Source organism: Providencia sp. JUb39, assembly GCF_012272845.1.
GTDB classification, from domain to species: domain Bacteria; phylum Pseudomonadota; class Gammaproteobacteria; order Enterobacterales; family Enterobacteriaceae; genus Providencia; species Providencia lanzhouensis.
In genome coordinates this window covers 1,948,985-1,975,875 of record NZ_JAAWXD020000001.1, presented here as the reverse complement: position 1 = coordinate 1,975,875, position 26,891 = coordinate 1,948,985, and the positions used below count along the sequence as shown (strand labels likewise).

Below are 26,891 nucleotides of genomic sequence, written 5' to 3'. Positions count from 1 at the left end.
ATGGCTAACTATAAAAATCTTTTAGTAGCAATCGACCCAAATCAGGATGATCAACCGGCATTAAGGCGTGCAGTTTATATCGTGCAGCGTAATGGCGGACGGATAAAAGCCTTCCTGCCTATCTATGACCTATCTTATGACATGACCACCCTGCTTTCTCCTGAAGAACGCAATGCGATGCGCAAAGGGGTTATCAGCCAAAAAGCTGCTTGGATCAAACAGCAAGCCCATTTTTATTTAGAAGCGGGTATTGAGATAGAAATTAAAGTCATTTGGCACAACAAGCCTTATGAAGCCATCATTCAGGAAGTGATCAGCGGTCAACATGACCTTCTACTGAAAATGGCGCATCAAACTGACAACTTAGAATCCATCATTTTTACCCCGCTAGACTGGCATTTATTAAGAAAATGCCCGTGTCCTGTTTGGATGGTAAAAGATAAAGTTTGGCCAGATCACGGTTCTGTTGTGGTTGCAGTGAATCTTTCTAATGAAGAATCTTACCATGATGACCTAAATATCAAATTGGTTGAGAAAACCCAAGATCTCGCGCGACGGGTTATTAAAGAGCAGGAAATTCATTTAGTTAGCGCTTACCCGATTGCGCCAATGAACATTGCCATTGAGCTGCCTGATTTTGACCCAAGCTTGTATAACAATGCCCTACGCGGTCAGCATCTGATAGCCATGAAAAGCCTGCGGCAGAAATTTGCGATTGATGAGAAATACACCTATGTTCGTGAAGGGTTACCTGAAAAAATCATTCCTGACATGTGTGAAGAGTTACACGCAGGTGTCGTGGTACTTGGTATATTAGGTCGTACTGGGCTTTCAGCTGCATTCTTAGGTAATACTGCTGAACATGTTATTGATAAGCTAAAATGCGATTTATTAGCGATTAAACCTGACGGTTTTGTTTGCCCTATTAGTGCCGCAGATGATTAGTTAAGCTGGCAGTAACAATCAAATTTAGAAGCTCATAAATAGAAATATTTATGAGCTTTTTTCTATTGTCTTTTTAATGACCATTCTTAATTACTCATGATTCGATTAATAATAAAAAACAAAATACTCAGATATAAAAACGCCCTGAATTCAGGGCGTTTTATTTTACATTGTCAATGATAAGCAATTACAGCGCTTTTAAAATTGCATCCACGCTTGCTTTCGCATCACCAAATAACATTTGAGTATTTTCTTTAAAGAACAGTGGGTTTTGTACCCCTGCATACCCTGTATTCATTGAGCGCTTAAACACAACGACATTATTTGCTTTCCAAACTTCTAACACAGGCATACCCGCAATTGGGCTGTTTGGATCCTCTTGTGCCGCTGGGTTCACGGTATCATTCGCACCGATAACCAGCACCGTATCTGTTTCGGCGAAATCATCATTGATTTCATCCATTTCTAATACGATGTCATAAGGAACTTTCGCTTCCGCTAACAGTACGTTCATGTGTCCCGGTAAGCGCCCTGCAACTGGGTGAATACCGAAACGAACATTGATACCACGTTCACGCAGTTTTGCCGTAATATCATGCACCGGATACTGCGCCTGAGCTACCGCCAGACCATAGCCCGGAGTGATGATCACTGACGTTGAGTTTTTCAACATTTCAGCCACTTCTTCTGCTGTCGTTTCGCGGTATTCGCCCATCTCTTCTTCAGAGCCTGTTGATGAACCATCAGTACCAAACCCGCCAGCAATAACACTGATAAACGAACGGTTCATTGCTTTACACATGATATAAGAAAGGATAGCACCCGATGAACCAACTAAGGCCCCTGTCACGATAAGTAAGTCATTACTGAGCATGAAACCTGCTGCTGCCGCTGCCCATCCTGAATATGAGTTCAGCATGGAAACAACCACTGGCATATCTGCACCACCGATAGAGGCAACTAAATGCCAACCGAAGGCTAATGCAATCGCGGTCATGATCAACATGACAAACACTTGTAAGCCAACGCTGTCAGTTTTAACGAAAATAACCAGCAAAATAAATGAAACGACTAAGGCTGCAAGGTTAAGCTTATGGCGATTTGGTAGCATCATCGGCTTCGATGACATTTTTCCTGACAGTTTGCCATAAGCCACAATTGAGCCTGTAAACGTGACTGCACCGATGAAAATGCCCAAGAAAACTTCCGTTAAATGAATATTTTCCATCACGCTACTGGCGTGACCTTCACTTGCAATAAAGCTGTTGAAGCCCACAAGTACCGCTGCCAAACCCACAAAGCTGTGCAAAATAGCAACCAGCTCAGGCATTTCGGTCATTTCAACTTTTTTGGCTAAACGAATACCAATTACGGCACCGATCACCATTGCCACAATCATCCAACCCACATTCGCGCTATGAGGTCCTAAGATGGTTGCAATCAGGGCAATCCCCATACCGATAATGCCGTATGTGTTCCCTCGTTGAGAACTTTCATGGCGAGATAGCCCCGCAAGGCTGAAAATAAATAGGATAGCAGCAACGATGTAGGCTGCTGTCACAACTCCACTTGACAACATAAGTTACTCCTTATCCCTTACGAAACATTTTTAACATACGTTGAGTTACTGTGAACCCACCGAAAATATTGATGCTAGCGATCAAGATCGCAATAAAGGATAAGAAACTTACCCAGCCACCGCTGCCAATTTGCAGCAATGCACCAACAACAATAATCCCTGAGATGGCGTTAGTGACCGACATCAACGGGGTATGCAGCGCATGGGTGACGTTCCACACCACGTAGTATCCCACCACACAAGCCAGCGCAAAGACGGTAAAGTGCGATAAAAACTCGGCTGGAGCTGAGTTGGCGAACCATCCAAACAAGATGATAGCCAGTGCCATCAGCGCCATTTTGGTTACCGGTGACATCTTTTTCTCTGGCGCTTTCACCTTTTCAACGGCTTTCGGCTTCGCTTGTGGCTGAGCTGAAACTTGAATTGGCGGTGCTGGCCAGGTGATTTCGCCTTGCTTGATAACCGTAACGCCGCGAATGACTAAATCATCAAAATCAATTGCGATTTCGCCATTTTTTTCTTTGCATAACAACTTCATCAAGTTAACAAGGTTAGTACCATAGAGCTGAGACGATTGCGTTGGTAAACGGCTTGGTAAATCGGTGTAACCGATGATTTTGACACCATTATCGGTGACAACCAATTTATCCGCTTGAGTCAGTTCACAGTTACCGCCCGTTTGTGCAGCAAGATCAACCACCACACTGCCTGGCTTCATTGATTCAACCATCTCTTTGGTGATCAATTTTGGCGCAGGTCTACCCGGAATAAGCGCTGTCGTTACAATGATATCCACATCTTTTGCTTGTGCAGCAAATAGCGCCATTTCTGCCTTAATAAAGGCTTCAGACATCACTTTCGCGTAACCATCTCCACTACCCGCATCCTCTTTAAAATCTAATTCGAGGAACTCGGCACCCATACTTTGAACTTGCTCTTTCACTTCAGGGCGAGTATCAAATGCGCGAACAATTGCGCCTAAGCTACCTGCTGCACCAATCGCAGCCAGGCCCGCCACACCCGCACCGATGATCATCACTTTTGCTGGCGGTACTTTACCAGCTGCAGTAATTTGACCGGTGAAGAAGCGTCCAAACTCATGAGCAGCTTCAACAATCGCGCGGTAACCGGCGATATTTGCCATTGAGCTCAATGCATCAAGCGATTGCGCCCTAGAGATACGCGGCACTGCATCCATTGCCATTACATTGATATTACGGGCTTTTAATGCCTCCATTAACTCAGGGTTCTGCGCCGGCCAAATAAAGCTGACTAAAGTCGCCCCTTCTTTTAATAAAGGAATTTCGTCCGACAATGGTGCATTCACTTTAAACACAATATCCGCAGAAAATGCGCTCTCACGAGAGACAATTTCTGCACCAGCTTGCTCATAAGCTACATCATCAAAACTTGCTAAATGTCCCGCATTTTGCTCAACACACACCGAAAAACCCAATTTTAACAATTGGGTGACTGTTGATGGTGTAGCGGCAACACGCGCTTCATTGGCAAGTCGTTCTCTTGGTATACCAATTCGCATAATATTCCCTTTTTAAAGCTCGAAGTAATCTATGTTGTAGGTTATTCGCCAAAAAAATGACTGCCTTATCAAAAGGAAAAGTCCTATTTTGTCGTTGAACAGATGTAAAATGTTCTAATAACCTACTGAAATTAGCCTTATTGATCCATAATTGATCACGATTCTAAGACAGTAAATGGAATTCACCGTGGAAATCTTAGTTTTAGGTCAATAAAATACTGGATACTTTAAAAAAACTGGTAAATTTGACTAGTCAATCATTATTTGTGTCTTATAAAAATAAAATAGTGCGACAACATGGGCAGTTACGTGTAATAATCACCGCCATGTGTTACAACTATTATTCAGCATGTTTATAATAAATTGCGCAAGGCGGAAGGATTTTGTATGAAGCTGAAAACTACGGTCATCGCAGCCGCGGTGCTATCATTAACTAGTATAACCGCTACACAGGCGGCTGTTGAATTAACGCCAAAACAGGCTACCGAATTACAACCTTATGAGCGTATAACCGTCACTGGGCGTTTTAATGCTATCTATGAAGCATCCGATGCAGTTTCCCGTAGGGCTGATAAGATGGGGGCTTATGCCTTTTACATTCAAAGCCTTGATGATATAGGTGACAGTGGCAACATGCGTGTTGTTGCTGATGTGTACGCAAAAGATGCATCAAAACGTGAAGAATCTGCTCGCCGAGTTTTCGGTGGTGTTGAAGAAATGTCTAAAGCGGACGCAAAAGTGTATCAGCCTTTTGATGCCGTCACTGTAAGTGGTTTCTACCCATCTGAACCTGACTTATACGAAGCAATCGCGAAAAAAGCCAAAGAAAAAGATGCAGCCTCATTTTATGTGGTTCGCAACGTAGCCATGAATGACGGTGGTAACACTTTAGCAACCGCATATATCTATAAGAAAGATGCACCTAAGCGCCAAATTCAAAAAGAAGAAGCAGTTGTTCCTGCTGATTCAGAGGCGGGTCGTGCGTTGTTAGCGCAGGGTGGTGAAGCTGCCGATAAAGTTCTGATCCCAGGCGTTGCAAGCTCAGAAGAACCAACCGAAGCTGTTGGTCGTTTCTTCGAAACGTCCTCAAGCCAGCCGGGTCGTACTAGCGTGACATTACCAAGTGGTTATGTCATTGAAGAAGTGAACAAAACAGCAGCAGCCATGATGGTCCCATTTGATTCCATTACCTTCTCCGGTTATTACACTAATACCCCAGAAGTTCGTTATCAAATCGCCAAACGTGCAGAAGCTAAAGGTGCAAAATACTACCATATCACTCGTGAATGGCAGTCGAATGGTGGCAGCGTCACAATCAGTGCAGACCTATTCAAATAGTCGATAGCTCTACTTTATTATGAAAGCCAGCTTAAATATTAAGCTGGCTTTTTTTGTTTGCATTGCCCTACTTCCTGATACCTATTCCTGAACAGCTCAAATTAGCACTTTATAAAATGTGAGCCTATTTACCATAAATAGCGAAAGTGAATAAAACATCTTGTTCTGTGCATATTTTCCCATTGCATCTGGCGCATTTCATTCGTAGAATCCACACTCTAATTTAGCAGGTGATCCAACTGGATTTAAAAGCTGTGACAGTGAATCCATTTATAGCATTGCTATCTTAACGTGATTTTAACTTTTGATTGCACAACAACCAGGATATACATTGAAAAATACATTAAGCCTTACTGCACTCACCGCGCTAGTTCTTAGCTCAATGGTTGGTGCTGGTGTATTTAGCCTTCCTCAGAATATGGCTGAAGTGGCAAGCCCATTAGCATTAATTATCGGCTGGTCCATCACGGGCGTAGGGATCTTATTTCTTGCATTCTCTCTTTTACTCCTTTCCAGAATTCGTCCTGACCTGGATGGCGGAATATTTACTTATGCAAAGGTAGGATTTGGTGAGTTTATTGGCTTTTGTTCTGCTTGGGGATATTGGTTGTGTGCTGTTGTCGCCAACGTTTCCTATTTAGTAATTGTCTTTGCCGCGATCAGCTTCTTCACCGATACACCGGATAACATTGTGTTTGGCGATGGTAATACTTGGCAAGCTCTAATCGGTGAATCTATCTTACTGTGGGTTGTGCATTACTTAGTTCTTCGCGGTGTGCAAACTGCGGCGGGGATCAACAAACTCGCTACGATGGCGAAATTAGTCCCTCTTGGGTTATTTATCGTACTCGCATTCTTTGCCTTCAAGCTCGATATTTTTGATGCCGATTTTAGCGGTATTGACCTTGGCATTCCCGTTTGGGAACAAGTAAAAGACACCATGCTAATCACTCTGTGGGTCTTTATTGGTATTGAAGGGGCGGTCGTCGTCTCCGCTCGGGCGAAAAACCGCCGTGATGTCGGTCTAGCTACCATTTTTGCGGTAAGCTCCGCATTAATTATCTATATTCTTGTCACGCTTTTATCTCTTGGGATCATGCCTCGTGCCGATCTGGCTGAGATTAAAAACCCGTCGATGGCGACTTTAATGGTCTCTTTAATTGGCTCTAGCGGTGACATCATTATTGCCGCAGGTTTGATTATCTCTGTTTGTGGTGCCTATTTGAGCTGGACAATTATGGCGGCTGAAGTTCCGTATATTGCCGCACAATACCAATCATTCCCTAAAATTTTCAATAAATTAAATAAGAATGATGCACCATCTTCCTCGTTATGGTTCACCAACGGTGCTGTTCAACTATCATTAGTGCTAATTTGGTTAAGTGGCAGTAACTACAATACTCTGCTGACTATCGCTTCAGAGATGATTTTGGTTCCTTACTTTTTAGTCGGTGCCTTCTTAGTCAAAGTTGCTTATCAACGTCATAGCAAAGCCCTGCTCGCAGTTGGTTTTGTTGCTGCTGTCTATGGATTATGGCTGTTGTACGCATCTGGATTGATTAACTTAATGCTCTCTGTGGTGCTCTATGCGCCGGGGATCATTATTTTTCTGTATGCCCGTTCACAGCAAACAGCAAAAGCCCCACTGAAGTTAATAGAGAAAATCTTAGCATTTGGAATTGCGATAGCCTCAGTGCCAGCGTTATATTCCCTATTAGCTTAATCCACTTTTTAGTCGCGAGCTAAATTTAACGTATTGAATTTAGCTCGCTTTGTATTATCTTCTTTCCCCCTGACCAACCTCCTCGCTTTTTACAATTATCATCCTTTTGGTGATGTAGTTTTTGAATGACTATTCACCAATACAGAAATTCAAAAAACGATAAGTCCCAAACCACACTAGCAAGGCAAATATATTGCAGACAACTCAGTTGTTAATGTAGGAATGGTAAAAACCATTAGTATGTTGTAACTAAAATGGGGTTGGGTAGTAAAGCTTATCCGTAATTAATAATTTCACAATAAAAAATGCGCGAGCGGTACCGTTACCACATCGCGAATTTTTATCTTATTAAACAATAAATTACAACCAGCCTAACGCTATCATTGACCCCTAGCTATAGTTGCTGCGTTAAACTTTCCATGGTTTGAATGATCCGTTTATCCGATATCGGGTATGGCGTTCCAAGCTGTTGAGCGAATAAACTCACTCGTAACTCTTCAATCATCCAGCGAACTTCCTGTACTTCCGGTAACTGCTTTTGTAGTGGCGTTAGTTTACTCATCCACTGCTGCCACATGGTTTGTACGTGTTCAACTTTGCTCATCTGAGCACGGTCACGATTTGGATCGATGGCTAACTTTTCCAATCGGCGTTCAATTCCGTTTAAGTAACGCAAAATATCCGGTAATCGCTTCCAGCCCTGCTCTGTCACAAACCCTTTAAATACCAATCCTGACATTTGAGCTTTGAGATCAGACAATGCGAGCGCCATCGAAAAATCAACGCGGCCTTTCAACCGTTTATTGATAGCAAATACCGCCGTTAAGATTTGCTCAACTTGCTTGGCGATATTCACAACCACATCGTTCAATTCCGCTCTCGCGTACTCTTTTAATGATTCGAACTGCTCTTCAGTCCATACCGCGCCGCCATAAGTTGCAATCAGCTGATCAATACCACACGCGATACAGTCATCAATTAACTCAAGCACTTTACCGTAAGGGTTAAAATAGAGCCCCAATTTGGATTTATTCGGCAGCTTTTCATGCAAATATTTGATTGGCGATGGAATATTCAAGAGTAATAATCGCCGAATTCCGCCCCACATTGCTTGCTGTTGTTCAAATTCGGTTTCAAAAACACGGATCCCCACACTGTTCTTTTCATCCACTAACGCTGGATAGGCTTTAACTGAATACCCTCCACGTTTTTGTTCATAACGTTGTGGTAACTCGCCAAAACTCCAAATATGCAAGCCGCTTTGTTCAATACCATCATCCACAACCTCGGACAATGTCTCTTGCACTTTTTCTTTGAGGCTGTCTTTTAAAGCATCCAGATCTTGCCCTTCCGCGACGGTTTTATTTTTGTCATTCACCACTCGGTAGGTCATTTTTAAATGCACTGGGAGTTGATCTAATTGCCAAGCCTCACGCTCGACCGTTACCCCCGTCATTCGACGCAGTTCGCGCTCTAGCTTATCTAACACGCTACCTTCTGGGGTCGGAACTCGTTCCAAAAATGCAGATGCATAGTTTGGTGCAGGCACAAAATTACGACGGATAGGTTTAGGCAATGATTTGATTAACGCAACGATTAATTCATGGCGCAGACCCGGTACTTGCCAATCAAAGCCCACATTTTGTACCTGATTCAAAATGGCTAATGGGATATGAACAGTGACTCCATCGGCGTCAGTGCCTGGTTCAAACTGGTAGCTTAAACGGAATTTAAGATCATCTTGATGCCAATAATTCGGGTAATCAAGCGCCGATACATTCCCTGCATCTTCTTTGATCAGCATATTTTTTTCAAAACTGAGCAAATCCGGTTGCTGTTTTGATGCAGTTTTCCACCATTTATCAAAATGGCGAGAGGAAATCACATCATTCGGGATACGCTGGTCATAAAACGCAAATAGCGTTTCGTCATCCACTAAAATGTCACGGCGACGTGATTTGTGTTCCAGATCTTCCACTTCTGATAACAGTTTTAGGTTAGCTCTAAAGAACGCGTGACGGGTATTCCAATCACCTTCCACCAGCGCATGACGAATAAATAGTTCGCGGCATAATAATGGATCAATCGAGCCATAATTGACTTGGCGTGAAGCAACAATCGGTAACCCGTATAAAGTCACTTTTTCCGATGCTGTGACAGCACCTTCTGATTTTGACCAATGGGGTTCGCTATAGTGGTGTTTTACTAAATGCTCGGCTAGAGGTTCAATCCATTCAGGATCAATCGAAGCCGCAATCCGTCCCCAAAGCTTTGATGTTTCAACCAGTTCAGCAACCATCGTCCACTTCGGTGGTTTTTTGAATAAACCTGAACCTGGGAAGATAGTAAATCTCGCATTTCTCGCTCCCGTAAACTCGTGTTTTTCAGCGTCTTTCTGACCAATATGCGAGAGTAACCCTGCCAATAGCGAGACATGAATACTGCGAAAATCTGCTGGTGCGCTGTTGATAGCAAACCCTTGTTCTTTCACGACTTGGCGCAACTGCGTGTAGAGATCTTGCCACTCGCGAATTCGCAAATAATTAAGGAAATCCTGACGGCACATTTTTCTAAATTGTGCGTTAGATAATTCTTCTTGCTGCTGTTTTAAATAATCCCACAGATTTAAAAATGCCAGAAAATCCGATTGCTTATCATGGAAACGTCGATGTTTTTCATCAGAAGCTTGCTGTTTATCAAGCGGTCTTTCGCGGGGATCTTGAATCGATAATGCCGAAACGATCACCATTGTTTCGCGTACCGCGCCATACTTTCTGGCTTCAATCACCATTCGCGCTAAACGCGGGTCAACGGGGAGCTGTGCTAGCTGGCGTCCGATATCGGTTAATCGATAACCTTTATCTGCATCTTTGTGAGGTTGGATCCCACCAAGCTCTTCCAGTAATTTGACTCCATCTTGAATATTACGCTTATCCGGTGCTTCAACGAATGGAAATGCCGCGATATCCCCAAGTCCGATTGAGGTCATCTGTAAAATGACCGACGCCAGGTTGGTTCTTAGGATTTCAGGATCGGTAAACTCCGGTCGAGATAAGAAATCCTCTTCAGAATACAAGCGGATACAGATACCGTCCGAAACACGACCACATCGCCCTTTACGCTGATTGGCAGAGGCTTGTGAAATCGCTTCGACCGGTAAGCGTTGTACCTTGGTGCGATAACTATAACGGCTGATACGTGCATAACCCGTATCAATCACATACTTGATCCCCGGAACCGTCAGTGAGGTTTCTGCCACGTTCGTTGCGAGAATAATTCGGCGACCACCATGAGGATGGAAAATTCGGTTTTGCTCACTGTTAGATAACCGTGCAAATAGCGGTAAGACTTCCGTATGGCGCAGCTGTAGCTTGGATAGTGCATCAGCGGTGTCACGAATTTCTCGCTCACCACTCATGAAAATCAGAATATCGCCGGCACTTTCACGTCCTAATTCATTAACGGCATCGATAATACCGTCAATTTGGTCACGTTCACTGTCATTATCATCCCCCATAATTGGACGATAACGCACTTCAACTGGGTATGTTCGTCCTGAAACTTCAACAATTGGCGCATGACCGAAGTGTCGAGAGAACCGTTCTGGATCAATCGTCGCTGATGTAATAATGACTTTTAAATCAGGACGTTTAGGCAATAATTGACGTAAATAACCTAAAATAAAATCAATATTTAAACTGCGCTCATGGGCTTCATCGATAATGATTGTGTCGTATTGCAGCAGCAATTTATCATTCTGCAATTCCGCCAGTAAAATACCATCCGTCATTAATTTAACTTGGGTGGTATCACTCACTTGGTCACTAAAGCGGACTTTATAACCGACATTTGTGCCTAGTTCACACTCTAACTCTTGTGCAAGGCGCGAAGCCACCGAGCGAGCCGCTAATCTTCTTGGCTGAGTATGACCAATAAAGCCCTTCACGCCGCGACCCAGCTCTAAGCAAATTTTAGGGATCTGCGTGGTTTTACCTGACCCCGTTTCACCGGCAATGATCACCACTTGATGCTGATTAATCGCATCAAAAATAGCTTGTTTTCTTTGGCTAACTGGTAAGTTTTCAGGGTAAACAATTTTCGGCATATTCAGACGTTTTTTCTCAACCTTCTGTTTTGCCTTTTCAATATCCCCTTTGATGACTTCGATAACTGCCATACGAGATTTTTGATCTTGTATTTTTGCAATGCCGTGAAGGCGTTTCTTCAGTTGCCATTGATCACGCAGTGATGTTTGTTCAATGTCAGCATGTAATGCTGATAGAATGGGGTCCATTCTTAAATCCTTATTTTTCAATTCATTATAACGCCACTCATCAACCTATAATCATGTGGTGGCTAAAGATAATATTTAGGTTTATTTTATGATTTTAGTTATTTCATACAAATACCATCAGTTTTTTTGAAGTATGACTTCTAAATTTCTTCCTATTAATCTGCCACATACCGAGTATCATCATTATCCGATGAGATAGACACATGAATTTCGAGGAAAATAATGAGTAAAGTACTACTATTGAAATCAAGCATTTTGGCAGATTATTCACACAGCAATAAAATGGCTGATTATTTTGTACAACAGTGGCAAGAAAAAAATCCCGATGATGAATTTGTAGTTCGAGATTTAGTTAACCAGCCGATCCCTGCGATTGATGGCGAAATTTTAGCAGCTTTTGCACCTACTGACACTAAAACTGAGCAGCAACAAGCACATTTAAACCTATCAAATCAACTCATTGATGAGATTAAACAAAGCGATGTTTTAGTGATCACCGCACCGATGTACAATTTTTCAGTGCCTTCTCAGCTGAAACATTACTTTGATTTCATCGCCCGCTCTGGTCACACCTTTAAATATACCGAACAAGGTGCTGTGGGTTTATTAACCAATAAGCGTGCATATGTTCTGACTAGCCGAGGCGGGATTTATAAAGATACACCAACGGATATCATGGTGCCTTACATCACCCTATTTTTGAATTTCATTGGGATTAAAGACATTGAATTTGTTTTCGCGGAAGGCACCTCGTTAGGCGCTGAATCAGCAGAGAAAGCGCAATCACATGCGAAAAACCATATTGATTCACTGATTGCTTAACAGTATGCCTCGTTAAATAACGCTTTATTGCTGGTTCTTAATTTAGCATCGAAAATAATGCGCACTTATTTCATCTAAAATTAAAAATAGTGCGCATTTTTATTTTTTCAGCATCCATTGCCCATTAATACCGCGTACATATTCTCCCGCGGGTGCACGTTCAACCAATTTTTGCCCTGCCATTCTTGCGACATCGTTGGTTTTAAGCCCATTTTTATCTGCAATTTCTGTATATCGGTTTTTTCTTTCAGTATTGATATGTTCAACCAATTGCTTTGCATCTGCACTACTTTGGTCAATTACCGCCAAATATCCCGATAAGGTTTCCCCTACCAGACCGTGAGTTTTACCTTCTTCCACCGTCAGAGCAAATGCAGAAAATATGCTTAATGTGGAACATAACGTGACGACTTTAAACCAGTTCATCATTTTGCAGGTACCTCACCGAATAGATCGCTGTTTTCTTTCAATAACTCTTCGACTTGTCGGTCAGCTTTAATTTGGATTTCATGTTCAATCTTAACATTCATATTGATGTTAATTGGCTTATCTGGCGTAGCGACTTCTACGCGTAAACATGCCGTTAATAGCGATGCCATTGCCATCATCATGATCAATTTTAATGTTTTCACGTTAGTCCTTTTCTCTTCTATATATTCTTTTCAAGCCATTCTTCTAAGCCAGTGCCAAAACGTAAGCTACGCCATAACTGAAAAATATTCTCTTCATGGTGATAATTTAAGTGAACTTCACGTTTCTTGGCTTCTTTGGTGTTATATCCTTCAAGAATAGTCGACATGGTGAGTAATCCCAAGTTGGTAACATTCACATCCGTACGACTGCGTTGAATTTCAAGATATTGTAGCCAACCAATTGCCGATCCCGCTGAAATATTATCTTTGGCGATAGACTCCACAAAATTGGTATCTAAGCGTAATGTCAAAGGCCCGCTATTTTCCATCCATCCCCCTTTAATAATCCAATCAGGGTTATTCAGGTAAAATGGCAACTCGCCATTTACTCGACCAGAAACAGCAAATTGTGAGACTTTTAGTTTTGTGAATAACTCGCTAAGTTCCACTTGGTGGACACTTATCGTCGCGGGTTTATTTTGTGGCCAACGAAGTAAATCGAGATTAATTTCACCACCTAACATTTTAAATCCAACATTACTCAGTTGGATCGGATGCGTTTCCGTTGGAGGATATGTTCCCGATAAATCCGCTTTGATATCGGTGAATTCGAATAAGTTCGAGACATGTTTTATTCGTAATTCAACGGGCGATTTTTCACCTAATGTCCACGTACTATTATGTAATTTCCACGGTAAGACAAAATCCAAACCATTAAGCTCACCATCCTTCATCCATAAGCTCGTATTTTGCACTCGCCAATGCCCACCAGCAATAAAACCATTTTCTGGAGTCATGGAAAAAGCGGCTTGAGAAAATAGTTTACCCTCTCGTAATTCAATATTTAGGTCTTTCGGAATTAATGTTTGAAATGCTTTCACTGACTGCTCTGGCCAACGTGCTTCACCACGCAGACGTTCACCGTCCCAGCGTCCAAATATAACGATAGGTCCTACTTGCCTAGTACTTAAATCCCCTTTTAACTGAAAACTAGCAGGGGATGTACCTTTAAGTTCTGCATTAGCCGTAATTTTAGGCAAATAGCTGCCGGCACCAAATAGCATTCGATTACTGGTTAATTGCAACGCGCCATAAAAATCAGCTTTTGCTGGGTCTCTCTGCCAAACCAACGGCGATGTCAATTTAAGGCGTGGAGCAGACATGGAGAGTAAACCATATTTAATTTGGTCAAATCCCGTATTTAAACTATTGAGCGTTAATTGCGTATCTTGCCAATTACCGTTACCTTTCATATCCCAACGAGCGGCTAAAGCAGGCAACTTAGCATTTCCCCAGTAATTCCAGAACCATTTACCTTTATCAATATTAAACTTATTTGCGCTACCATCGAGATGAATATCAAAGTCACCCCAATATTGTTCTTTTACTTTTAAAATTGCTTGTAAGCGCCCCGAAATTCCGTCGGCATTTAAACGCGTACCCGCCAAAGGTAAGCGTATTTCCCGTAACAGAATTGTCGGTGAAACCTGCCCATAGGCTCTCATTAATGAGCCGGGCATAAATGCAACGGTGGGTGAAACCAACTGACCTGCAATTTTTGCTGGCAAATTGATATCCAGCACCATGTCATCGTATTTCACTTGACCGTTGAGTCTAAAATCAATATCTGCATCGAGGAGATTGATACGGCTAGGTTCAAGCGTAAGGACTAAGTTAGCTTTTCCTTTTTTTGCATCAGTCAACATGTTCAAACGTCCTGAAACCACAAACTCACTCAGGGCTTGATTCCAGTTATCAATTTGAAATGCAATTCCACCATGAAGTGGAACTTGTGCATCATCCCAGCGCCATTGGCCATCCGTTACGACCACTTGTGATGATGAAACCTGCCATGGAAGATGGAATAATTCTTGTTGCTGCTCAAGATCCGTAACAGTCAGCAATCCTTGGTCGCGCTGCCAATGCAGTTTTGTATTTAAGCGTTTATTTAACTCAATAAGCTTAAATTGAGCTTCGATATCTCCCGTTTCGGGCAGTTGAGCCGTCGTCAAAGGTAAAGCCAATTGCGCGGTTAATTCAATATGTTGAGGTTCTTCTTGTGGCTTACGTTGATCCAGTGTTTGCAACTCTTCTAACGCCAATGAGCTCTGAGGTAATGTTGCCGAAAATTGCTGCACAATCAGTTGATTTTGCGAATTAACAAAAGAAGAAACCCGTACATTATCCCCTTGATAATCCAACATAAGTGGCGAGTCAGCGGTACTGCGTAACCATAGACTCCCTTGATATTGTTCCCAAGAATGCAGTGTGATTTTATCAATGATGAGTGAAAATTGAGGGAGTGCATCCAGTATCTCGGTGATATTGATAGGAGAACTTGGTGACTCCTCACTCGTTTTGATGCTATCCAAACATTCCGCATTCACATCAAGTCCATCAATTTTGGCTCTAATCGGAAAAAAAGAGATTCTGGCATCCGTTACTGTGACAAGGGAGCAATTATTTGCACTTAATCCCACACTCGGAAATTTAATTTGATGATTAACAAGTTGCGGTTCAGAAAGTGACAGCGTCACTGATGGTGGTAAAAAGTGACTCGCAACAACGGGCGCCCAACGGGTTAATGTTGACCATAATATGATTAGGAGCACAACACTCACTCCTAATAAGAAAAACAGTATTTTTATTGCCCGTTTCATGAATATTCTCTGAGCATCATCTTCATGAAGCAGCGATAAATATCATTGATGATATGGATGAAAATAAAGCGAAAGGATGCATTGGAACGAGCAGTTCAACGACTTGCATTGCGATGTAGGTCATTTCCATAATAACTTTCTCTATTCAGATAAATATATTCTAATCTTTTAAAGCAGAAATGAACAACTTAACCCTATGCGTTCACTCCGTTACTTCATTATTTTCAGTCAGTTCTTAGTGAATATGTGATGCTGCATAGTTAGCAATTTCACGAAAACATGATGGTGTATCATGCGCAAACTTCACTTTCTCGGCAAATATCGGATTAGCTGCAAAAAACTCATCCAATCGCTGATCAAAGTGTTTAGCAAAACGCAGCAGTTCTAACGTATTCATCAAGGTTTCTTTTGGTCGCATGCCCTTTAATTGCGATATTAAAAAGCGTTTAATGATCCGAAAAGCGCAAACTCGATAAGGAATGTTGAGCCGAATAATTAATGAGCAATCGACAAAAAAAGGCGCTAAACGCTTGTCATAAGAGCCTTCCATTATCCAGCTTTCTTTAGATTTTACCTCCGAAATCAGTGATTTCATGGTTTCCGGCGTATTTTTAACGTACTCCATTTGGGTTTTATTCCAATAAATGTCATCGTAGCCATATGCAGGGAGATTAAATTCTTCCGATAACTTTTGAGCGAGCGTTGTTTTCCCTGCTCCTGATATACCAATAATGCAAATTTTCACGCTGCTCCTTAACGTTCTTTATTCTTAAAACCAATCTATTCTGTAAAAGAAGAAAAATAAAACTTAACAATGGCATTATTTTAACACTAAAAATGGCCGTCTTTGTTAAAGATAGTGAGCAAACGAAAATCAAACGTAAACAGTAAGATATTTTCTTAATTTAGAGGTGATTTACATCACTAATTGTCTTATTCTGAACGCATATTTTTGTAGGTTTGTTTATTTTACCTACACTTTGTCATTTATTGGTTCCTATAAATTATGGAGTTCCTCTGATGAAAATTGTTTCCTATAGCACCAAACAGTATGATCGCAAACATATGGAACAGGTCAACCAACAATCAGAGTTTAATTTTAATATTGAATACTTTGATTTTCCATTAACGGTTCAGACAGCTAAAAATGCCGTCGGTGCTGACGCAGTTTGCATTTTCGTTAATGATGAAGCAAACCGTGCTGTGCTGGAAGAGCTCGCCGCTCTCGATGTGCATATTCTCGCGTTACGCTGCGCTGGCTTTAATAATGTTGATTTAGATGCAGCCCATGAGTTGGGAATTCAAGTCGTTCGCGTTCCTGCTTATTCTCCTGAAGCTGTTGCAGAACATGCTGTTGGCATGATGCTATGCTTGAATCGCCGTATTCATCGCGCGTATCAACGTACTCGAGATGCTAACTTTTCTCTCGAAGGCCTAACTGGCTTTAACATGCATAACCGCACTGCGGGCATTATTGGTACAGGTAAAATTGGTCAAGCCACGTTACGAATTTTAAAAGGGTTTGGAATGCGCCTACTGGCTCATGACCCATACCCAAACCAAGCCGTCCTTGATCTGGGTGCCGAATATGTCGATTTAGACACCTTGTATCGAGAATCCGATGTTATCTCTCTGCACTGCCCTTTAACACCGGAAAACCACCATTTGCTGGATGAAAACGCGTTTAATCGCATGAAGTCAGGCGTGATGATCATCAATACCAGCCGTGGAGCTTTAGTCGATTCGGCTGCCGCGATTAATGCGCTCAAATCCCAAAAAATTGGCGCATTAGGTATGGATGTGTATGAGAATGAAAGAGATCTATTCTTTGAAGATAAATCTAATGATGTAATTCAAGATGATATCTTCCGCCGATTATCTTCTTGTCATAACGTATTATTTACCGGTCATCAGGCGTTTTTAACCGAAGAAGCCTTAACAAGTATCAGCTTAACAACACTGAGTAATATTCAACAGATCAGTCGTGGCGAAAATTGCCCGAATGTTGTGAAGCCTTAGCAGGATCTCGCATCATGAAAAGATTGATCCCTCTAACGCTCTTTGGGTTGTTACTTGCAGCTTGCCAAACCCATCAGGTAAAGGCAGGTAGTAGTCAGCAATCCCTTGAGCAGCAGCTGATGCATCATAATTTTGTCTTAACTGAAGTGGATGGTCAGCGCATTGCCAAAAAACAGACCGCACCGTCCATTTCATTCGGTGAAAAAATGTTTGTCTCTGCCTCTATGTGTAATGACTTTAACGGAATGGGTGCAATTAATAATGCAACACTAAAAGTTAAAACATTAAGTAAAACAGAATTAGAGTGCGTAGATGAAGATCTTTCACGATGGGATACCTTAATTAACCGTATGCTGACAACTGGTGCAACAGTAACATTAACCAAAGATCATTTAACGTTGACACAAGGCCATTATAAACTTGTTTATATCTTGAGTGATTATATGCAGTAATTCTGCTTTTATTGCAAAATAAAAAACCGCCATTCTTAATCTGGCGGTTTTTTTATCTTCCTATATTAGTATTGCTTAAATATTATTTGGCTTGGCTGAATAACAAATTAATTCCTGTCGCTTTAGATGTGCGGTCCATATAGTCATGAATTGTGGTGCTAAAACCTATTTCTTTCACAATACTTAAGCTACGTAACACAGGGAAGATAATAAAATCATTAATATCCACAAGTGCTTTGTTACGCTTTTCTAGCCATACATCTAATAGATCCATATGGGGCTCTAACTCAATCAACAGCGTGTGCGTTTCTTTACGCAGTACAGATAAGTCATCTCCATGAAACTTGCTAACACGCTGGATATATGCGGTTTTAGCCGCCTCCGTCGCTATTTCAGGAAACTCAGATTCAGTAAAACGTGGTGTCACTAATTTAGATACTGTCGACGAAACTGCTTTATACCAACTATCAATTTCAGGGCTAATTTCCCCTGCGGCTAAACGAGGCTCACTTAATTGGTCAATATAGCGCACAATATCTAAACTCTCAGGTAAATAGCTACCATCTTCTTTCTCTAGAATAGGTACCATTTTACGCCCTATCATACGTGTTGGGGTTTCGATATCGTTATCCAACAAAATAACCTCTTCTACCGCGACCTTTTTTAAGCCAAAAATCATTCTGGCACGAACACAAAATGGACAATGATCATAGATATACAGTTTCATATTACCCTCACACACTCAGTGATAAAGCGAATTAAGTTAACTTAAGTATACTTGATATTTATACTTAGGGTAGCGCTAAAGAAATTTCTTTTTTATTATTTAATATAATGAATCTAGTTATATTTAATTATAAAAATTAAAACAAATAAAAATTAATTAAATTTTAAATCATAAAAAAGTAATGCGTTGTATTTTAAATTCATGATTTTATATTTTAATTTAGATTTAAAATGGATAAATTATAGGGTAACAAAAAAATGAAAACTATCCCAAACCAACTACAACGTTCCACAATGAAACAGCTTAACCAATCTAATCAACATATTAAACAATTAGATAACAAATAAGATAAATGTTGATTTTATTAAATAGACAGGTTTAACCGCATAATTCTAGCGGGATATTCTTATTGTTATTTTAATTCAGAATATTCAAAATGGCATTACAGCAACAAGCGTCAAACTTTTGAATATGACTATCACTAAATGAAAGACTATCATTGAAAGTTAAATACTTTAATTTGACGTTAATTTTAATTATTAGCTTTTAAACCAGCTTGTAATTTAATATAATATATAGTGAAAACGACTGATAATAACCTTAATAATAAGTTGAGTATGTCATATGGACATTCATAGTGTCATTGGTCTTAGAATAAAAAACCGGAGAAAAGAGCTAGGCTTGTCAGGTGCAAATCTAGCAAATAAGTTACATTTAAGTCAGCAGCAAATATCGCGGTATGAAAATGGTGTTAACAAGATCCCAATTGACCATCTGCTTGATATTGCTGAAATTTTAATGTGTCCTATTGAATGGTTCTTTAACGGTTATAAAAGTGAAATTAATAATAACGATGACCATTCATTCGACATTCCGAATAGAGAATTACAATACGCAGCAGAAAGTGTAATTATTCCATCTAAACATCACGCATAACAATCTTTTTTCGATTATCTAAAAATACCCAGTTAACGCTAATATAGACCATTAATCTTCATCGATTAAAATTAGCTTTCTGGGTATTTTTTTATTTCTTTTGAAGAATTAAAGCTGCATATTATATATATAATAAAACATCCGACCTCACACCACTGACCAGTATTAATTTAAAAACAAAAAAATCGCATATATTTTATTAAAAATATGCGATTTCCTATTGAAGTTGAATATGATTTTTAATCGTAAGTGACATTGAAAACTAAGTGTGACCGAACATCACCTGCCGAAATGGCTCTCTCATAAGGAAAATATCGAGCGGTTAAAGGAAAAATCAATAAGTCATCCTGATTATTCACTACCGTACCGACTTTATAACTACGAGTAAAACTTAATGGTGCTTTACTACTTCTCTCTATTACTTGAATACCAACACCCTTTGCACCATTAGTTCCAGCTTCTTCATTTCTTAATACACCATTAACATCACTCACCGATGCATTTCCACGAAAATCAATATTAAATGTAGTTAATCCTGAAGAGGTAATTCCGCCGTTACACTCCATGGTAATATCAAAATCAATCTCTCCTACAGGCGCTTGATAAGCGGTCAATTGATTACGCTTTATCGGCGCGAGTGTCACATTCTGTTCTCGTCCACCATTGATTAAGCAAGATGGCGATACAATCGTGATCGCATTTCCTTGTAGATACGTTCGAATTAATGGATCCGTATTATGTTTATAACCATATTCGGTGTACTGCCCATTGGCAATTGTGCCAGAACCTGTTTTTCTTGCGGTTTTTATCAACGTTAATGTGAACGTTGAGTTTTCAAGGTATACGCTTACGCCATTTCGTCCGCCATAAATCGTATGAGTACCGGGATAGAGAATATTGACTTGGTTTCCACCTCGTTCAAATTTCATACCTATTCCTGGAATACTGGATTGATAAACACCATCACCTAAATGACGCAGACCACCCATCACCACTTCAGCTTGAAGCGTATTCGTTCCATAGCATGTTAAATACGATTGATAGCCATTAGTACGCATAGGCCATTGTTTTCTCATAATAACCCCTCCAACAGGAAGGTTTGGATCAACAACAACATTGCCTAAGGTCATATTGAGATCTATGGGTCTTACATTCTTGCGATAACAAACATCTGCATACCCGAAAGCTAATGCATACTGAGTAGTAAGGAGAACACCAGCACCAATTAGCCAGCGCCATTTTTTGATCATTGACATAGACTCTCCTGACTATTTTCCGTCGTTAATGGGAACGAACACTCGCCGCCTTCCCACTTCACTGTCGCAAGTTTAGATTCATTATTACTGATAAAGACTGTCCCACCTTGCCCTACAACACCAATGTAATTCCCTTGAGGATCCAACACATTGGCACCGAATGGCAGCGTTTTACTGTTCGGTCGAACGACGCTATACACTGCGTTTTTCTCAACTTTCGTATCAAAAACAACTTTTACAACGCTACCTTCATACGGTACAACTTGCGCTGTGGTACTGTTAAACACGATATCTTCAGGGCTACCTTTCGGGTCAATATCGACATTATTAATACGATAAGGGCGAACATAAGGCGCTAACGCATACCCATGGCTATCAATTTTGGTGTTCTGTGACCCCATGACAGAAGCCCCTTCAGCGCCTTTCGCTTCTATTAATGCAATCGTTGAAGATGTATTCGGCGAGAATGTGACTCCACCCGCATGCACCACCATTGATCCATTGGCAGAAGCACCATATTGACGATAACCATTACCTTGGCTGTAGTTAGCATTCGTATTCACAACCGAAGTTTGATATCCCGTATTCAGTGCAAAGTTACTATTACCATGTTCTTCAAACGACGTATTTAAACCATAAGTCCAATTATTATCTGTATCAATTGACCCATTAACTCCCACTTGTGAAGAACCAAATTTATCATTATTAAAGATGGTGTTTGAGGTAATGGCAGCGTAATTGCGATCCCCGAAATAGAGAGGGAAGTTCACATTTAAACTCACACGGTCATCTTGCGTTCTTTGCGTATTATCTGAATAGACTCGCATAAATGAGATGCCATACGAAAAGCGTTCAAATTGGTTGTTGTAATTTAATTGGTACTGTTTTTCGATACCGCTACGGTTCCAATAACTTGAAATACGTCCAGTGAAATAGAAACTTCCTAAGTCGTACGGTAAATTTTGGTTAATTGTGTAGCTAAAACCGTTTTTCTCACGCCCTAATGAACTATCTATTCCTTTCTTATCCGCATCAATCGTGTAAATCGCATTAGAAAGACTGTAATAATCTTCTGTTGAATAACGGTATGCCGCTAATACAAGGTTTGTGTCAGTATCAGAAAATAACTTATTAAAAGTAAACCGATAACTCTGCCCCATATCCGTTTTTTGATTGAATACGGTTCTTGATTGGGTAACATCGACGGCAACCGCACCAATAACCGTATTCACACCCGCACCTAGCAAATAAGCCTGATAGTCATCAAATGCCGTGACTCCACCATACAGTGTGAACGTGTTATTTAAACCGTGCTGCAAAGTACCTTGCATAATGAATGGTTGGTTACTGATGCCTTTAGCATCTGATTTACCACCTGACAGTTGATAACGGGTATAACCGGGACGTAGTAACTGTGCCATAGACGTGTAAGGCACACTAAAAGAAGATTCACTTCCATCTGCCTCTTTGATAGTCACAACAAGGTCATTACCATAACCAGATGGGTACACATCATTGAGGTTAAATGGCCCAGGGGAAACCGAGGTTTGATAAATAACGACGTCATTTTGTTTGACGGTAACAAGGGCATTACTTTGTGCAACACCTCGAATTTCAGGTACAAAAGAACTCATGCTATCAGGATACATTGTATCGTCAGTGGCAATTTTAGCCCCTAATAAACTGATACTGTCGAACATATCCCCGTCAGTATAAAACTGACCTGCGGTTGCTTTAGATTTCAATCCAACAATAGGACGTTGTAAATAGGTTTGGTTACTATGCCAATTAGCACCCTCTTTACGTTGCCAATTTAAATTTCCAATATGCTTTAATAACCAACCGTCATAGCTTAATCCTGCATTTAATCCGAGATAAGCACTCGCATTATTGTTACCGTTTGAGCGACTATCATAATAGTTACTCATATACCCCAGATTCAACGCAGGGACTCCAGTTTCCCAAAATTGTTCAGAGACGTAGCCACGAGATGATTTCTGCTCATAAATTTGAGGAACAGAAATATCAACTCGTAATGTTGATGAGTGAAATGTGTCACTAACATCAGGATCACTATTCCACTGAGTTAAAAAAAGACACTCTTTGCTATCGGGTTTCGCCGTTGGGGCAAACTTTTCGACATTAATACCTAAGTCAGATAACAGGGCTGGGGTATAGCAGGTTCCTAACTGTCCATTTTCTTTTGCCACGAAATCAAGGTCGTATCGCCCTTTCCAACTCCCATTGGTATATACATCAACGGAATATTTTCCTGGGCCAATCCCTGTTGTATTAAATCTGTCAAAATCAACGTTTTCTTGGCTACCTATAATGAAACCGCTGTTAAATTCATACGTGGTATCTTCTTCACTCCAAGCATAAAACGACGGTAAAGCACAGACTGTGACTAAACCTGTCACTGAGAGTAAGTTTGTATATTTATTTTTTAACTCTCTCTGCTTCATTCTAAATCCTATTTAACGGTAGTTTTTACCGCTACATCTGAGCCGTAATCGTTGATATTGTTAATAATAATTTTAGTTCCTGACGTCAGTGCTCGCTTGAGTGTCACTGTCGACTGGCTTTTCGGCTCTAAAAAAATTGTTTCATTATTCAATCCGTTAGAACCATCAGTAGAAATTTTTGTAATAGTAATAAAGTATGGCGACGGGTTGCCGATATTAAGTTTGCTGCCATCTGCTTTAACAACGAGTTGCTCAGGAGCAAGCTCTCGACTACCTAGGCCTGATGGGCGATAGAAAAATTTAAAACGAGAACGGATAGCCAATTGCAGCACATTTTGATTTTCTTCTGCTTTATTTTTGACCATTGGTGGAATGTCTAACAAATTCAGCCACCATAAGGATTCTCTATCTTGTGGTAAGGCGGATTTATCCATCAGCTTAATGCGGATAGTTTGTCCACCTTTTGCTTCAATTCGGGAAATCGGTGGCGTAAGTTGAAATGGCGTTTTAATCGTATCAGGTGTTTCAGATGCATCACCTGTATCAAGCCATGTCTGGGCCATAGCTGGGCGGTCAGCCGTATTATTTAATTGGATAGTGATTTCTTTCTCATCGCTAGGATAAACAAAACGAGTACCGTTAACGATGATGTTATTTGCAAATGCTGTCACACTCGACAGTAAGCAAAGGCTAAATAGAATGGCTTTCATGTAGGCCTCAAAGCAAAAAGCGGCAGTTAGCCCACCGCTTACTAACTCATGCTTTTATCGAAAATGCCGATAAAAACTGACTGAAAAATTAGTTATAAGTAATTTCGTAAGTCGCGTAGCTTTGGATTTCACCCGCGCTTACAGTGTCAGGAGTTGCTGTTGAGTAACCAACATAGTAAGTGAAACGGGTATTGCTACCGTTTTTCTCACCAACTGCTTTTGGTTGGCTTGCTTGACCTGGGAAAATTTTAGTAGTTTTTTCGCCGTCAGTAGACAGTGCTAATTGGATGTTTTTAGCGCCATTAACAACAGTGTTAGCTAAGCTACCGTTAGTGTTAGCTGCTAAGTTACCACCAGTCCAACGTACGCCTAAGGCTGCAGTATCAGTAACAGGTTTGCCGCTTTGTGCACAATCGCTGATTTCGATAGCGAAAGTTTTTGGTTTTAAAATAGTGTTAGCGCCGCCGTTTTTAACTTCTTGTAAAGAAACAGGTGCTAAATACACAGTTGCATCGCTGCCTTGACCATCAACAGAAACGTTACAAGAAACATCCATAACTTTACCGTTAAAGTTAACTTGGCCACCGCCAACTGAAGTTGCTGCATTTGCTGTTGTGAAACCAAGAACTGTTGCTGCGATAGCAGTCAGTAAAACTTTTTTCATTTTCAATTCCTAAGATGAGTTTTTTATTTATTGCTTATACAAATTATTAAGAGGTCTTTTATTCAGTCTTGGGTAACAGCAAAAACAGAGCTCGACCGTATTAAAATACAGCCAGAAGTCAGCATATTTAAAGCTTCTAACAGATCCCTGTGATGCACAAATCAAAAGTAGCTCAGTGCATTCTGTTTTTGACCAACAACTTGTATGACCATCTAATTCGAAGCAAAGAATACATAAAAACTTATGTGTCATTAAATCGTTTTTACCTTAGCTTATTAACATTTTGATAGGTATAAACTATTACAAATGATCTATTAATCGAAATGGTCAATATATTAATTACACTTAATAAGTCATATTTAGAGGGTGAATTAGATGATTGAAAAATAATTATTTAAATTTATAAAATTTAATTTTGTTTTTATATGATATAAGAGATTTTTGTGAATATTTTAAATTTGAGATATAAGTTAAATTTTGTATTTTTATTTACATTTAGACACTTTTTCTAGTCTTTTGATTACAAAATAGAGTCACGCTATACGTGTTAAAAATACGTAATTGATAAATTTTTCTTATTAAAATAACCCATGTTCATATTGAAACATTTGCCAATAAATAAAATTAAATATCGAATTATTATTCCAACCCACAAATTAACTCTCATTGAGAGTAAAAGAATTATCTATAACTTTATTGCGCATTAGGGCAAAGTAAAAAGTTATATAACAACAATTTTTTAGTGACTACCACTATCGTAGAGGGAATAGAAAAAACACAGTAAAGAAGCAGGGAGAATATTTATGATAAAAAATCATAAATACCGCAAGATAATGCTCCTGTCATATAATAAGACTTTGACAATTTAATCTTATTAAGAGTATCAGGGTGTGAGGCTATGTAAGCGGAAATAATCATTTCTGATCTAACAATACTAAATAAGTGGTACTTTTTAACCAAAAATTTGATCTGTATCAAAATTTGGCGAATTTGCGTAATTCAGTGATATATAAGGTTATTTGCCAATAATAACAGTTCGACCAAATTTATAAAAATTGCCTAAAAAATGCATATTAGGAATATTCCTAAAAACGCATTTTGTGAGTTTTTGATTTGTCTTATGTCTTCATTTTGAACAAAAAAGCATTTAAAGCTAAGTGCTAATCGATTTTAACACTACCTATTCTACCCATCTTTTCAGTGAACTAACGTGACAATAACGTTAATAATAGTTCTATTTAGATAACATTGACTCATTAAATTAGCTCTTGAATGACAATATGATATTTGAGTGAAATAAGACAGAAAAAGTATATTATTTCAATATGCTATGAAATATCACTTAAAATCACCATATGTGTGAATTAGGCTAACTGAATATTATTTAAATATCACTCTACTTTTTATTAAAGAATATTTAACATTTGAACATTGCTAAATATAAACCAAGTTTGTTCTCATTTATAAGTAATCTATTTCAATAGGTTCCACAAAGTACAAATATCTTCTTTGTAATAAAAAATCTTGACAGGTGATTAATAGCGGTTATTTTTTGTTCGATTTGTCATTTTTAATCGAATTGATGGCGTTGGATCTAATGAGGGCGTAAGGATAAAAAACCCGCTCAGTGTAAATGAAGCGGGTTTTTAGAAGAGTCGATTAGTGATGCATTATCTGTCGTTTGGTCGGTTCATAATATGATCTTCCCACTCTACCACATCAATTTCTCGTACTGCGATATGGCGAACTGAAATACCTTCATTATGCATTGCAGCTTTTGAACCAGTTTTCAATGGATGCCACGCAGGAAGCGGCTTTTCTTCCATTAACAAACGGTATGCACAGGTACTTGGTAACCAAGCGAATGTTTCCAGATTATCCCGAGTCAGTTTTATGCAATCCGCTTCATATTTGAAACGATCTGCATAATGTCTGCACTGACAGGTTTTAATATTTAACTGGTTGCAAGCCACATTAGTGAAATAGATCTCATCGGTGTCTTCATCCATTAATTTATGCAAGCAGCATTGCCCACATCCATCACAGAGAGATTCCCACTCTTCATCGGTCATTTCATCTAAGGTTTTAACCTGCCAGAAAAACTGAGACATAATACTGCAAAATCCTAT

The 26,891-nt window shown here is 39.9% G+C and carries 20 protein-coding genes; 7 read left to right on the top strand and 13 right to left on the bottom strand.

The genetic code is table 11. The annotated features are described in order from the left end of the window. Window positions 1-945 (top strand): universal stress protein UspE, encoded by a 945-nt coding sequence (gene uspE / locus HFU86_RS09055; protein ID WP_187129075.1) that lies wholly within the window; start codon window positions 1-3, stop codon window positions 943-945. 187 nt (window positions 946-1,132) lie between these two features. On the opposite strand, the gene pntB is transcribed toward uspE, so the two are convergent. Together pntB and pntA are read right to left on the bottom strand one after the other, a co-directional pair. Further along, window positions 1,133-2,521 carry a Re/Si-specific NAD(P)(+) transhydrogenase subunit beta gene (pntB, locus tag HFU86_RS09050; protein ID WP_036948336.1) on the bottom strand — a complete coding sequence of 463 codons (1,389 nt, stop codon included), beginning with the start codon at window positions 2,519-2,521 and terminating at the stop codon, window positions 1,133-1,135. A 13-nt stretch (window positions 2,522-2,534) separates the two neighbouring features. Then, window positions 2,535-4,064 (bottom strand): Re/Si-specific NAD(P)(+) transhydrogenase subunit alpha, encoded by a 1,530-nt coding sequence (gene pntA, locus HFU86_RS09045; protein ID WP_187129074.1) that lies wholly within the window; start codon window positions 4,062-4,064, stop codon window positions 2,535-2,537. A 387-nt stretch (window positions 4,065-4,451) separates the two neighbouring features. Between pntA and ydgH the strand changes: the two genes are divergently transcribed. Next, complete coding sequence (gene ydgH, locus HFU86_RS09040) at window positions 4,452-5,402, top strand: DUF1471 family protein YdgH (RefSeq protein WP_036948148.1); 951 nt, start codon at window positions 4,452-4,454, stop codon at window positions 5,400-5,402. 331 nt (window positions 5,403-5,733) lie between these two features. Further along, complete coding sequence (locus HFU86_RS09035; RefSeq protein WP_036948151.1) at window positions 5,734-7,125, top strand: amino acid permease; 1,392 nt, start codon at window positions 5,734-5,736, stop codon at window positions 7,123-7,125. A 394-nt stretch (window positions 7,126-7,519) separates the two neighbouring features. Here the strand turns inward: HFU86_RS09035 and hrpA are convergent, their stop codons facing one another. Continuing rightward, window positions 7,520-11,419, bottom strand: coding sequence for an ATP-dependent RNA helicase HrpA (hrpA, locus tag HFU86_RS09030; protein WP_132495895.1), 3,900 nt, complete (start codon window positions 11,417-11,419; stop codon window positions 7,520-7,522). 222 nt (window positions 11,420-11,641) lie between these two features. Between hrpA and HFU86_RS09025 the strand changes: the two genes are divergently transcribed. Further along, entirely contained in the window at window positions 11,642-12,241 is a 600-nt protein-coding gene (locus tag HFU86_RS09025; RefSeq protein ID WP_187129073.1) for an FMN-dependent NADH-azoreductase, read from the top strand. A 99-nt stretch (window positions 12,242-12,340) separates the two neighbouring features. Here the strand turns inward: HFU86_RS09025 and HFU86_RS09020 are convergent, their stop codons facing one another. The 4 genes from HFU86_RS09020 to HFU86_RS19755 all read right to left on the bottom strand — a co-directional run bounded on the left by HFU86_RS09020 (window position 12,341) and on the right by HFU86_RS19755 (window position 16,278). Continuing rightward, window positions 12,341-12,670 (bottom strand): YdbL family protein, encoded by a 330-nt coding sequence (locus tag HFU86_RS09020; protein WP_036948161.1) that lies wholly within the window; start codon window positions 12,668-12,670, stop codon window positions 12,341-12,343. Continuing rightward, window positions 12,667-12,852: a YnbE family lipoprotein gene (locus tag HFU86_RS09015; RefSeq protein WP_036948339.1), complete on the bottom strand. Its 186-nt coding sequence runs from the start codon at window positions 12,850-12,852 to the stop codon at window positions 12,667-12,669. Before HFU86_RS09015 ends, HFU86_RS09020 begins: the two co-directional genes overlap by 4 nt. A 38-nt stretch (window positions 12,853-12,890) precedes the next feature. Next, window positions 12,891-15,533: a YdbH family protein gene (locus HFU86_RS09010; protein WP_187129072.1), complete on the bottom strand. Its 2,643-nt coding sequence runs from the start codon at window positions 15,531-15,533 to the stop codon at window positions 12,891-12,893. A 235-nt stretch (window positions 15,534-15,768) separates the two neighbouring features. Then, complete coding sequence (locus tag HFU86_RS19755; protein WP_243698978.1) at window positions 15,769-16,278, bottom strand: AAA family ATPase; 510 nt, start codon at window positions 16,276-16,278, stop codon at window positions 15,769-15,771. Window positions 16,279-16,553: 275 nt separating this feature from the next. On the opposite strand from HFU86_RS19755, the gene HFU86_RS09000 reads away from it, so the two are divergent. Both HFU86_RS09000 and HFU86_RS08995 read left to right on the top strand, forming a co-directional pair. Continuing rightward, window positions 16,554-17,552 carry a 2-hydroxyacid dehydrogenase gene (locus tag HFU86_RS09000; protein ID WP_187129071.1) on the top strand — a complete coding sequence of 333 codons (999 nt, stop codon included), beginning with the start codon at window positions 16,554-16,556 and terminating at the stop codon, window positions 17,550-17,552. 14 nt (window positions 17,553-17,566) lie between these two features. Next, window positions 17,567-18,004 (top strand): META domain-containing protein, encoded by a 438-nt coding sequence (locus HFU86_RS08995; RefSeq protein WP_132495891.1) that lies wholly within the window; start codon window positions 17,567-17,569, stop codon window positions 18,002-18,004. An 82-nt stretch (window positions 18,005-18,086) separates the two neighbouring features. On the opposite strand, the gene grxB is transcribed toward HFU86_RS08995, so the two are convergent. Then, window positions 18,087-18,731 carry a glutaredoxin 2 gene (grxB, locus tag HFU86_RS08990; RefSeq protein ID WP_036948175.1) on the bottom strand — a complete coding sequence of 215 codons (645 nt, stop codon included), beginning with the start codon at window positions 18,729-18,731 and terminating at the stop codon, window positions 18,087-18,089. Between the two features lie 624 nt (window positions 18,732-19,355). Here grxB and HFU86_RS08985 point away from each other — a divergent pair. Beyond that, the gene (locus tag HFU86_RS08985; protein ID WP_132495890.1) at window positions 19,356-19,667 is read left to right on the top strand and encodes a helix-turn-helix domain-containing protein; all 312 of its coding nucleotides are present in this window, start codon (window positions 19,356-19,358) and stop codon (window positions 19,665-19,667) included. Between the two features lie 239 nt (window positions 19,668-19,906). On the opposite strand, the gene HFU86_RS08980 is transcribed toward HFU86_RS08985, so the two are convergent. The 5 genes from HFU86_RS08980 to HFU86_RS08960 form a co-directional block, all read right to left on the bottom strand. Beyond that, window positions 19,907-20,923, bottom strand: coding sequence for a fimbrial protein (locus HFU86_RS08980; RefSeq protein WP_132495889.1), 1,017 nt, complete (start codon window positions 20,921-20,923; stop codon window positions 19,907-19,909). Beyond that, the gene (locus tag HFU86_RS08975; protein ID WP_132495888.1) at window positions 20,914-23,388 is read right to left on the bottom strand and encodes a fimbria/pilus outer membrane usher protein; all 2,475 of its coding nucleotides are present in this window, start codon (window positions 23,386-23,388) and stop codon (window positions 20,914-20,916) included. Before HFU86_RS08975 ends, HFU86_RS08980 begins: the two co-directional genes overlap by 10 nt. Window positions 23,389-23,396: 8 nt before the next feature. Further along, window positions 23,397-24,098: a fimbrial biogenesis chaperone gene (locus HFU86_RS08970; RefSeq protein WP_132495887.1), complete on the bottom strand. Its 702-nt coding sequence runs from the start codon at window positions 24,096-24,098 to the stop codon at window positions 23,397-23,399. Between the two features lie 88 nt (window positions 24,099-24,186). After that, complete coding sequence (locus HFU86_RS08965; protein WP_036948189.1) at window positions 24,187-24,762, bottom strand: fimbrial protein; 576 nt, start codon at window positions 24,760-24,762, stop codon at window positions 24,187-24,189. Between the two features lie 1,670 nt (window positions 24,763-26,432). Then, window positions 26,433-26,876: a YcgN family cysteine cluster protein gene (locus HFU86_RS08960; protein WP_211886402.1), complete on the bottom strand. Its 444-nt coding sequence runs from the start codon at window positions 26,874-26,876 to the stop codon at window positions 26,433-26,435. Between the last annotated feature and the right edge of the window lie 15 nt (window positions 26,877-26,891).

Coding starts and splice junctions, on each gene's coding strand:
- HFU86_RS08975 (WP_132495888.1), bottom strand. CDS start 23,388: ATGAAGCAGAGAGAGTTAAAAAATAAATATACAAACTTACTCTCAGTG.
- uspE (WP_187129075.1), top strand. CDS start 1: ATGGCTAACTATAAAAATCTTTTAGTAGCAATCGACCCAAATCAGGAT.
- HFU86_RS09020 (WP_036948161.1), bottom strand. CDS start 12,670: ATGATGAACTGGTTTAAAGTCGTCACGTTATGTTCCACATTAAGCATA.
- HFU86_RS08965 (WP_036948189.1), bottom strand. CDS start 24,762: ATGAAAAAAGTTTTACTGACTGCTATCGCAGCAACAGTTCTTGGTTTC.
- HFU86_RS08970 (WP_132495887.1), bottom strand. CDS start 24,098: ATGAAAGCCATTCTATTTAGCCTTTGCTTACTGTCGAGTGTGACAGCA.
- hrpA (WP_132495895.1), bottom strand. CDS start 11,419: ATGGACCCCATTCTATCAGCATTACATGCTGACATTGAACAAACATCA.
- grxB (WP_036948175.1), bottom strand. CDS start 18,731: ATGAAACTGTATATCTATGATCATTGTCCATTTTGTGTTCGTGCCAGA.
- HFU86_RS09025 (WP_187129073.1), top strand. CDS start 11,642: ATGAGTAAAGTACTACTATTGAAATCAAGCATTTTGGCAGATTATTCA.
- HFU86_RS08995 (WP_132495891.1), top strand. CDS start 17,567: ATGAAAAGATTGATCCCTCTAACGCTCTTTGGGTTGTTACTTGCAGCT.
- HFU86_RS09015 (WP_036948339.1), bottom strand. CDS start 12,852: ATGATGATGGCAATGGCATCGCTATTAACGGCATGTTTACGCGTAGAA.
- HFU86_RS08985 (WP_132495890.1), top strand. CDS start 19,356: ATGGACATTCATAGTGTCATTGGTCTTAGAATAAAAAACCGGAGAAAA.
- HFU86_RS09010 (WP_187129072.1), bottom strand. CDS start 15,533: ATGAAACGGGCAATAAAAATACTGTTTTTCTTATTAGGAGTGAGTGTT.
- pntA (WP_187129074.1), bottom strand. CDS start 4,064: ATGCGAATTGGTATACCAAGAGAACGACTTGCCAATGAAGCGCGTGTT.
- ydgH (WP_036948148.1), top strand. CDS start 4,452: ATGAAGCTGAAAACTACGGTCATCGCAGCCGCGGTGCTATCATTAACT.
- HFU86_RS08980 (WP_132495889.1), bottom strand. CDS start 20,923: ATGTCAATGATCAAAAAATGGCGCTGGCTAATTGGTGCTGGTGTTCTC.
- HFU86_RS09000 (WP_187129071.1), top strand. CDS start 16,554: ATGAAAATTGTTTCCTATAGCACCAAACAGTATGATCGCAAACATATG.